At 31.9% G+C, this 12,007-nt stretch carries 4 protein-coding genes; 3 read left to right on the top strand and 1 reads right to left on the bottom strand.

Translation table 11 applies throughout. From position 1 onward, the window contains the following. The first annotated feature begins 3,360 nt into the window (after positions 1–3,360). The 3 genes from nusB to pgpA are packed head-to-tail and all read left to right on the top strand — an operon-like array spanning position 3,361 to position 5,303. Positions 3,361–3,777, top strand: a complete 417-nt coding sequence (gene nusB, locus GIY03_RS00190; RefSeq protein ID WP_457913722.1) for a transcription antitermination factor NusB — start codon at positions 3,361–3,363, stop codon at positions 3,775–3,777. A 52-nt stretch (positions 3,778–3,829) separates the two neighbouring features. After that, the gene (thiL, locus tag GIY03_RS00185) at positions 3,830–4,807 is read left to right on the top strand and encodes a thiamine-phosphate kinase (RefSeq protein WP_457913721.1); all 978 of its coding nucleotides are present in this window, start codon (positions 3,830–3,832) and stop codon (positions 4,805–4,807) included. Further along, complete coding sequence (gene pgpA / locus GIY03_RS00180) at positions 4,791–5,303, top strand: phosphatidylglycerophosphatase A (protein ID WP_457913995.1); 513 nt, start codon at positions 4,791–4,793, stop codon at positions 5,301–5,303. Before thiL ends, pgpA begins: the two co-directional genes overlap by 17 nt. Before the next feature lie 3,928 nt (positions 5,304–9,231). Here pgpA and dapE read toward each other — a convergent pair. After that, positions 9,232–10,359, bottom strand: a complete 1,128-nt coding sequence (gene dapE, locus GIY03_RS00175) for a succinyl-diaminopimelate desuccinylase (RefSeq protein WP_457913720.1) — start codon at positions 10,357–10,359, stop codon at positions 9,232–9,234. Positions 10,360–12,007 lie beyond the last annotated feature (1,648 nt).

The raw sequence follows: 12,007 nt of genomic DNA, 5'->3' as shown, positions 1-12,007 counted from the left end.
AATCATCTATTACAGTATTAATAACCATGACCGCTTATTCTTAAAAATCATAATTACTCTAAATTTAACATGTATACTAGTTAGTTCATGCTATATTTTAACTTTTTATACCATATACACAGTGAACCATCTGTCATTAAAGCAGCTGCAGTCGCATAATGAAGAATGTATTCTAGTACCATGTTCAGTGCAGCATTCTAACTTCAGAGAATATAAGTACATATAAATCATTAATATTATTAATTCTTTACTTAATACAGTAGTTTGTTTGGCTTTTTTACTTAATTACGTGAAGGTTTTAAGTTACTTAACCTCTTAAATAAAATACACAACAGTCAGTGAAACAGATCTATACGTTTTTTCACATAGATTTATGAGATATTTTATACGCTAAAGTATCATGCGTGACATCACGAACGCCTTATGCCATTTTCAAATATCCTCTATATATAATAAATTTTATTTATACTGATTGTTCGGTTTGACTACTAAAAATATAAGAACGTGCAGTGACAGATAATCTAAATTCCTTACTTTAGTCGTAAAATCTATATAATTTACAAAATACACATTATGCATAAGTTTTTATCTCAGTGAGCAATATTGGCAGAAGTGCTCTAACGCTATTTGCCTCAAAGCTTAACTGTTTCCTGGAGCTACTTGACTTTATATAAATAAGCGTTAATATTAATACAGTTAAGCGCGGAGGGAATGCTATATAGCTTATTGATATCTCTCTTGAAAACGATTAGTATATGAGAATTCTACGTCAACCCGTATACTATCATAGTGTATTAACTCTTCAACTCATCAGCTAGACTTAAACGTTCAATAAAAAGATTAAATACTACAGCACTTAACGAGTAAAGCAAATTCTAGATAGTTATAGTGGTTGCTCGTCAGTGATAGATATATCTTAAGTAACGATGCCATATATACAGTATTTAGTACCTTATAAATAAGCTATCCAGACTTAGATAACCAAAAAATCTGGATATATAAATTTCTAACACACTGTTTTAACTAACAATCTATATTAATGTCTATCCACTGCATAGTGTCTCACATGCATTGTGTATAGCGTCATTACTATGATCGTCTAACTCATACTACATAGCCTAAAAAACAACGCAGTGTCTATGTCTATGCACTAGATATAAATATCAATAATCCATCTCTTATACCTACTTTAATTGAAAGGATCGCAGACTAATACAACTGGCTTAATATGTGTTCCTTATACAAGACGCTCTAAACAAACGCTTCATCAGAATAATTATCAGAGTTATAATGAAAAACATGTAAGTTAGTAATGTCGTTTGCTCATAAAAAATTCACCCTTATACATTGACAAGGACCTTTACATTAAGTTTAATGATTAAAACAATAGACTAAATTTTGAACGATTTAAAATATTCGTTAAAGAAAACGTTCTATTAAAAATAATATAGTAAAATTTTATTAACTAATCAAATGATATTACTTGTTTTATAAGTGCGATCACATGTTTTATTACCATAGGTATATTCTTATAAAATACTAAAACGTACGGTTTAAAGGCATACTAAATTAGAATACTAATAATTTTAACTGTAATTAAGACCATGTATTCCACTACTGGAATACTATGGTAATTAGTACCGTTCTCTAGATTATCACTCCATTACCAGGACTAATGGTGAAGCAAGAGATAAGAATATCACGTATCTATCATGGCATGATGAACTACCATCTCTATTTGAGATTTGTTCATTCTTTATAGTTTATAAACGTAAAATACGTGGAGATAGAAGATTATTCTTCTGCTACCAGTACTTGCTGTCCGACATTTAACTACACCTGGCGGTATGTGCATCGATATGAATACTTTAAATATTACATAAAAATGATATTCTAGCACACTAAAGTCTAAATTTTAGGCATTACATTATTGATACAACATGTTACATACTATTTTCTTAAGCAATAATTAGAAAAATCATTATGTAATCTATACACATTGATAATATAAACATTTTATGGCATATTAATGATACTGTGATAGTCAGCCAACATGTTTTCAAAAACCACACTGTAGATGGATATCTTGCTATTATGCACACGTATGATATTATCAATTTTTATGAAAAACATTTAAATTTACATGATACACTCATGAAAACATTAAAGTATTGTGTAAATGAATAATACTTTCACAGAATACAAAACATTTTGATTTATAGCTATATTTACACAGTACCCAAGTTTTATATAACCTTTTGAGAACAAGTAACATACTTTTATCTATAGTCAAAGTATCATAGAAATCACGAAAAACGTAATCTAATACCCTTATGCTTATTAATACACTGCAGTTCAGTTTTACAACATAGGATTTATTTAAAATATTAAATTTTAAGGTTAAAATTACTAATAACACAACTGATTTACTATAAAAAGATATATTTAATAAATATTAAAGATATAAAGATAAATAAAGTATTATTCTTTTCATTCTTCCTATAAGATACTTAAATATTCCATCTAGTATTTTACTATATCTATATTATGCAAGAAATTTGTTTGATCACGACTCATGCCTTAATAAGGCTACGCATATTGAGTTAACGTTTTCAGGACAATAACGATCACACCTAACAAGCTCCTCACTTATAGTTCTCATTGATGCCCGACAGGCTTTAATTGGTAATGATATTAAATATGTATTTATTTTAGTTACTATATGAGAATTAATTAGACTCATCCACACCACTTGTTGTAGCTGTTAAAATCGTTTCTCTACGCATTTATTTCGATGAATTTTGGTTTCCATTCACAATAAGACAGCCATAGAATATCAGTTATTGAGAGCATGAAACCTATTTCAAGGGGAATCACTATGAAAGTTATTGAGGATGTGAGTACGATTCTAAATATGCACGTAGCTATTGCAATTGCATGTTTTAATAACTTCATCAATAGCAGTTGATTTAAGATGCCATTGATATACTTAAGTGTATGCGTAAAGTTGCTAACAATAATATTACCATAGTTTAAGTGCTAGGCGTTGCGATCTACCTGAGCGACTCGCGTACTAGCTAATACCGAAAAGATGAAGAAATTATCGAACTAAGTATCCTGATTTTTGGAAACAGTGCGCATTGCAAGTATGTAGAAAAATGCAATTAGTTCTGGCATTAGTAGTATTGCTACCACAACTGATATCTAGTTGCTTTGGGCGTGCTAACTACAAGAACCATTGAACAGGCTATTGAACTTGCTAGCATAAAGCAGGCAATAAAGCACTGAGACAGCGATCATTGTACTTAAAATGATTAATATACTTCAAGGTTAAAACCTTAATGTAGTAAGGGAAATTGTGTGAAACCTATTACTCGTCGTCGTGCTCGTGAATGGACTGTTCAGGCTCTGTATTCTTGGCAGTTATCTAAAAATAACATTGCTGATATTGTATCTCACTTCCTTACAGAGCAGGATATCAACGGTGTTGATATTCCTTATTTTCGCGCGTTGTTTTTTGGTGTAGCAATGAACATAAATATGCTGGATACACTAATGACTCCCATTTTATCACGGAGACTTGATGAACTAGGGCAGATAGAGCGTGCAGTCTTACATATTGCACTTTTTGAGCTGAAAATGCGCAAGGATATTCCTTATAAAGTAGTTATCAACGAAGCCATTGAATTAACAAAAATCTTCGGCGCTTCAGATAGCCATAAATTTGTAAATGGTGTATTAGATAAAGCGGCACTCATCCTTCGCAAGGAACAATGAAATATTAAAGCAATATCCTTAATTTTACATTATTATCATTGGAATTATGATTATGACATATAGCGAATTTGACCTTATTTCACGCTATTTTAACCGACTTAAACATTTACGCCAGGATGTAAAGTTGGGCATTGGAGATGACTGTGCACTTCTCACAGTAAAAGATAATCAGATTTTAGCTATAAGCACAGATACCCTTGTTTCTGGTATTCATTTTTTACCAGATATTGATCCAACCGACCTTGGCTATAAAGCCATATCAGTTAACTTAAGTGATTTAGCAGCAATGGGTGCCAATCCATCTTGGCTCTCACTGGCACTAACTTTACCTACAGTAAATACAGATTGGCTTCAAGCGTTTAGTGATAGCCTATTCAAAGAAATTCATTATTATAACATGCAATTGATTGGTGGCGATATCACACGTGGTCCGCTAAGCATAACACTAACTATTCACGGATTAATTCCACCTGGAAAAGCTTTGACTCGCGGTGGAGCGCGAATCGGCGATAAAATCTATGTTACTGGTACACTGGGTGATAGTGCTGCTGGTTTAGCAATTCTTCAGGGTCATCTAAAAGTTCAAGATATGCAAGACCGAAATTACCTCATTGATCGTCACCTGCGTCCAAAGCCACGTATATTACAAGGTAAAGCTCTACGTGATCTAGCCAGTTCAGCCATCGATATTTCCGATGGTTTGATTGTAGATCTCAAACATATTTTAAAAACTAGCAGACAAGGAGCGCAGCTTAATCTAGATAAGTTACCGTTATCTAAAACACTGCATCGCAACACCGATGCTAAACAAGCGTTGTATTGGGGGTTAACGGGCGGCGAAGATTACGAATTATGTTTTACTATACCAGACATTCAGTGTCATGCAATGACGGCAGCATTACAAAATTTTAATACTAATTATACGTGCATCGGTCAGATCATTGCGCTCTCAGAAGGAATAAAATTCTATTACCATGATAAAATCGTGAAACTAATATGGAAAGATTTTGACCATTTTAGCATCTCTTAGAGAAGCTCTTAAAGATTCTGCTAAACGCCGCATTCGCATATGTAATCCGTGGCACCTACTAGCTACGGGATTTGGTATTGGTTTATTTCCTGTAATGCCTGGCACTATGGGGTCATTAGCAGCAATCCCATGCTGGTTGCTATTGATTCAATTATCATGGCCACTCTATTCACTACTAATAACATGCAGTATTTGCATTGGTATTTATGTTTGCTATCAGACCACAAGGGATATACAAGTACATGATCATAGCAGTATTGTATGGGATGAATTTGTTGGTATGTGGATTACGCTAACAGCATTACCAGTTAATAATTTGCAATGGGTGATCGTTGGTTTAATAATTTTTAGAGTCTTGGACATCTGGAAACCTATACCGATTCGTTGGCTTGATCACAACGTACGTGGCGGAATAGGTATTATGATTGATGATATCTTTGCGGGGATATTGTCAGCCGGGATTATTTACCTAATAAATTATTCCTGGTTAATGTAACTGTTGTATTACGTTAATAGATTGTGTACACTTCAAGTTATCTGTACGTTTACTATTTTATGCAAGTGACTCACGCGTTACTTTTAGCTGTATTCGTGATACTAACCATAATTATTCTATTCAACTTCTTAATAGAGCAGTGATTACAGCATCGTTAAGATCAAGATTAGCTTATATTATCGAATATGATATTCCCATGCCTCATGATATAATCAGTAATACCTACTGATTACTATAATAAAGTACTCACGTCGTCAGTGCCTATCGCTCGTTAAACGCGCAAAAAACTCTTCTATCATACTGCTATTTTAATAAGTACCTTCATTGCCTCTTCCTTGCTTGTGTATCATAAAAAAATCATAATGTTTAGCAGCATTATTATGCTGCATTAATAATAGTTATTATTTCTTATTTTATGCGATAGCATCCTAGAATGCTAATATCGAAACTCTTTCGATCCATAAAACCTATTATAATCACAATTTAATCTGACATTATGAACACTACTGTACCAAAACAGTAATATCCCCATTAAATAAATCAAAAACTTATTTATTTAAATGCAAGCAACATCCAAGAACTAGATGTTTAAAGTGTTAATTACTAGCATTTCGTATGTATCAATCAGAATCTAAGTACTCATAATTATTAACTTCTGCATGAACAAAACAGGCAATCATCGTCCATCGTAAATCCTGTTTATAGATTGCATGAACCTCCTGTAATTTACAGGAATAGATAAATATTTGACTTTCTATATTACATACTATTTAATCAACTATATTGGATTAATATCCAGCATTTTATTTGTTATACTCACTATATTTTTAAAAATTACTAGTAAGTATAGATACTAAAAGATAAGACAAAGATAAAATAAGATCTCATGATTTATCTATATTCATTACGGTAAATCGCTCACTAGACTCAACACAAAGAACATATTTATCCTTTAATTATCAGATTTTATCACTAAGCCAATATTTTGCTTGGTGATGGTCATAAGTATTATATATTACAAGGACAACAAAAATCTAAGCATATCTTCCTTGCCCAATATAAAAGAAAAGACATACTTATAACGTAATACAACAAAATAACTGATATGCATGTCTTCATAATTTATTGATGAATATAATGTGAGTAAGGTACGATCCTAGATATGTCTATTTATCTGAAATAATAAATCCTTTCTCTTTTATAGAATCTATAAATAGCGTCATCACAGATGCAATAGTATAATACATCCAAAACTCTAATCACACTATAAGATAGTTATCTACATCTTAATTTTTTCGCATAGAGATTGTCAAACTAGAGCACAACTATCACATTACACTTTGTACAACATGATATACATGAGTATCAATTACTTCACTTATAAATACTACACGCTACGGAATGATTAAATGATTACTCATCATACTAGGTATAACATATTGTAGTCACTCAATTAATTTACTACTATAACGCCGTATATCTCTCAAGATTGGCATATTATAGCGATTATAAAAGCACCTATTTAGCATCACTAAATAGGTTGAAACACATCTTTGTTATCATGTATAATGCGCACAGGATATTAATAATGATTGCTAAATTTAAGATTCTTAGAATCACGCAGAATATTGTTATTTATCATCTTTAAGCAAAACTACACTGGTACAATATTAATAAAGTGCAAAACATTATGTTTAGTACCCAGAAAGCCCTTACAGAATCACGTAATCTCATGATGCTTAGCATGCGATAAATTAACCCTGCGTCGCACAATTATGGTGCTAGAATCGGCGTTTACAGTCAACTTGAACTACCACATTACACTTTTAGCAATTAAAGAACAAGATTGTAAAATCCTACCTATTTTCAGAATCGCAACAAAAATCATTAAAATTTAACGCATGTAAAGCATCATAAAAACCATGGATTGTGTATACTGCTTATCTGTACGTAATAAAAAGTAATCCTCATAATATTTCTTGCATTTTCAGAGACCTACATACCAAAGAGCGAGCAATTACTGAACAGTCTATCAGCACTAGTGTACTGAATGCTTTTAAGAAAAATAAATAGTATTAAATTACAGTAATAATCAAACTACTATGCCAGATTTTATCCGATTTTTAGAAATAAAGTTAATACTTTCGTGTAACGGATAATAATATAATATCTGAACGATTAAATCACCAGAAATACTTAGTGTATCGAAATTTCCTCTAAAAATTTAAGGTATATACAGTCAGAGATCTGAAAACATGGAGTTAGATAGCTGGAAACAACTTATTTAAGTTTTTCAAATATTATACTTTATAACTGCTATGCTAACACAGCTATCTCTACCTCTTCGTACGAGCATTAATTTTTCAACGACAATAGTTACTGTCTGTAGTTTTTACTAAATTCGCGAAGATTCTATACTACAAGTGCAGTATGCATGCTTTCGATGTAATGAACGTCCGCGCAATCATCTTAACTACTGTATAGTAATCTAAAAAATAAATCACGTGGTATTCGTTAATTCACCGCTAATAGCAACATTAGTCTGTTGAATTTAAACTCGGAACAGCCATCATACTCTTAATGTAGTATTATATGCATGACACAACAGCTAAATATATAAAAATTGGCCGTTTAACAGTGAGTCGGTAGATCAAAATATCCATTTTAATCGATAGGTTGCTCGATATTACTATGCATCTTTATATGAGAGATAACTATTCATCTTTGTATAAGATGCAATTTTATCCATAAAAGACGATATCACGCCTTTAAAATACACTCTAATCTTCAAAAGATCTTTTTACTATTAATATATAAAGCATTTAAAAGTTTTCTTATATTTATAATTATAGCGTATAATACCCTATTGCACAGCTGTTTAAGCATTAAATGTGAATTGTACTAAATATCATCAATATAGTGGCTTGAATTGATGCGCTAAATACTGCACGAATTTTCAGTGTCCTCTATAAAATAAGGCTGAATATTCTTAATGACTTCAGTAGGTAGAGTAATAGTACGTTAATCACCATCCATCTGTATAAAATAAATATACAATCTTAATTAGCTAACGAGCTTAGAAAACCCGAAATATTACTTATAACATAAAAATTTAAACATCATATATAAGCAGTAAACAACACATTACACTTACAAGCTTCTCGACTGTTATTTTATAGTCATGTAACTCACCTAGCAACAGTGAACAACATTACTTTCGCCTAAATAAAGAAATGCCAGGATCGCCTAGATCGTGATTAATTTAGTTGCCCTGCCGCCTATTATTAGTACATAACGCCTGAATTAAAATCGGTGCTAACTATAACAAACCAACACGTTTTATACTTAGTATGGATAAGGTTATCAAACCGCATAAGATATACTCTACATAATATGAATTTTAAAAATTCACGACGTTATAGATCCTCGAGAGTCTTTATCTAATTAACCAATTAAAACAGACAACTTATTACAAAGATTCTTGCTCTTTTGGAAGGTATCTGCGTAATAAACCAGTGATGTATAAATAAATTACTTTTTATTGATATAAAAAGTACTCAGCGTTATTGAACCTCTCAAATTAATACATTATAGATATTTAATGTTTTGCCAGTAAATACGGCGGCGTTTGGTTATAATAACTACACCGGGATAGCCGAAAGGATTATAGAAATAAGGAACAATAACTTATAGATTCATTAGTTATCCTATGCAGGACTGCGTTTTTATAACAACATATTTTGTTGCACAGGGGAATGTGACACAAGAAAACGTAAAAATCCTGATAATTTTCATATCGAATTACAGTGCTTATCTTAGATACCGATATGCAGGAAATACGATTACTAAACGAAGTGTGAATCGGTACTTATTGGTAAATAGTCATGTAGATTTCAGCAGATGTAACTACTAAGCGTCTTCATAATCATTATGAAAGAAGTTGCTCTATAATGCGCTGATACATACGGCTTAATAGTTGAAGATCTGCTGCATTAACACATTCATTAACCTTATGAATAGTAGCATTCATGGGGCCTAACTCAACTACCTGCGCCCCCATCTGAGCGATAAATCGACCGTCAGAAGTACCACCTGTACTTAACAACTGCGGTGTTAATTCGGAATAGTGCTGCACAGCATTAACTACAGCATCTACTAACGCACCATGCGTTGTCAGAAAAGGTTTTCCAGATAAATACCATTTAATGCTATAGTTTAACCGATAGCGTGCGAATAATGCTTCAACACGTTTTTTAATTAACGCATCAGTGAGCGCCAGGCCAAAACGGAAATTAAATTGCACCGACAACTTACTAGGAATCATATTATTAGCACCCGTACCTGCTTGTATATTAGAAATTTGCATATTAGTTGGCGAACAGCATGTATTACCATCATCCCATTTGATTGACATTAATTCATTAAGTGCTGGTATAGCGTGATGTATTGGATTATCAGCCAGATGTGGATAGGCAATATGGCCCTGTACACCATAAATATGCATATTAGCATTAAGCGAGCCACGACGACCATTTTTTACTACATCGCCAATGCGATAAGTGCTAGAAGGCTCACCAATTAAGCAATACTCTACTCGTTCATTTCGCGCCATGAGCACCTCTACCACTTTGACTGTACCATGGGTGGCATGCGATTCTTCATCTGAAGTAATGAGAAATGCCAAGCGACCCGAATGAGTCGGTCTAGCAGCAACAAATCTCTCTGCTGCTACCACCATTGCCGCTAAAGATCCTTTCATGTCCGCGGCACCACGACCGTACAAGATACCATTTCGAATAATTGGTGAAAACGGTGGATTATGCCAACGTTTTTCATCGCCCGCTGGCACAACATCAGTATGACCGGACAACACTAGCGTTTTACCTTTACCACGCCATGCCCAAAAATTTTGAGTATTACCAAAATTTAAGTTTTCTATAGAAAAACCAATCGACTGTAAACGCCTAATTATTAGTTGTTGACAACCTTCATCATATGGACTAAGTGAAGGACGCTTAATTAATTGTTGAGCTAGATTAATAACCGGACAAATCATACATAACCCTCGCAAATAAATTTTGATAGTTATTGAGGTTTAAACCTAGTGGACGCAGCCTTTATGACTTCTTCAAGTATAACGCTTTTCTTATTTAGAATTACGTCAATATCAACTGGATAGCAACATGACTACTATTGTAAATATTACACTGAATTTTATTGAGCTATGCTGGTGTATTACTGTGATTGCACCGCAGTCATTCCTAAAAATCGTTTAAGAAAACCTTGCAGATTTTTCTACTCTAACTCGTATATGTCTAATGATAACAAAAGCTATATTTATCTATCTAGTAGCGAATATTTTAATAACGTCAGAGTTTTCAATAAACACATCACACAACATAAACTAGTAATCCAGTGTAGATCAAAAAAACATCCCTGTGTTTTATTTTATAGCATGTATCATAGCTATGATCTTTACAAGTCATACACTTAATAAATTCAAAACATTTAGTGTATACATTCATTATATCATAGACAAGATTTATTATAAGATTGAGTAGTTATTAATAGTATTACAGTAATTCAAATGCATCGGGTTACCCCGATTGAATTGTCTTGACTTTTATAACTAAACTATATTCATAATAATATGATTTTAAAAAAACTTAAATAAAATCAATCGCTAGAATTCCGAACTATTCGTTACTACACTCTATAAATAAAATTGCTCAATAAACCACATAGTTTACTCGGTAAATGTTACAAAGCATTTTAAATCTATTTATAATATACCACATGTTCTTTGTAATAACTTTATAAAAAAATTTCAGTTGTATAAATAAACTGCAGTATCTTACTAACCGAAAACCTAATAAAAGCAAAAATAATTCTTGATTATTAGCTTTGTGATTGCTTTATATATTCTTACATCAGATTTATATTTAATATATCAGAAAATATCAAGCGCAATAAATATTTATTTAATCGCTTAAAGATTTGCAAAGAGTATATTTACCACTGCTTTTATTGAGTAGAAGACATTACTATAATTGTCAAATTATCAGCTCTGATTACAAAAATAGACAATGTTTTACTATCGATTACATTATATATTGACTACTACGATAGTTAAAAAATTAACATTACTCGCACCGATAACATGTGAAATATAACTGTTTTTAATTGCTACTATTAAGAATAGTGCTGCTTAAACTTTTGCTTATTATGCAGCTTATTTTAAGTATTGAGCAAAACAGGCAAAAAAGACAAGTGTAATTTGACACCTTATAGGATATTTCCTATGTTTTTAGGAAAATTTATTATTTTACCTATTATATCTATCAATACTAATTAATAATTTTTACATATGAAATTATTATGTGGAAAACAATCAGATATATTACATAATGTATTCGGCACTCTAATATTAATCGATTTACTTTATGTGTTCTACATGATTAGCAATCAACTACTTATTACATGCTTGATAAGCACTATGGTCTACGCTATACTTTAGTTGCTGATGACTCGCATATTTTAAGTTTTAACTTCTTATTATATACCCATGAACGTTCTAACATACAATAACCTCATATAAAGACGTAACCTGACAAATCCTGTAAAATTCTGTTAATAGAATAACTGTTATGTGGTTAGATCATTCGCGGATAGTAAAATCTACAATATAATATGTATTGTGTTTT

Source organism: Candidatus Gillettellia adelgis (assembly GCA_020541285.1).
Lineage (GTDB): Bacteria > Pseudomonadota > Gammaproteobacteria > Enterobacterales > Enterobacteriaceae > Gillettellia > Gillettellia adelgis.
Note: the sequence above shows the minus strand (reverse complement) of the source record. Positions and strands in the feature narration are given on the sequence as shown.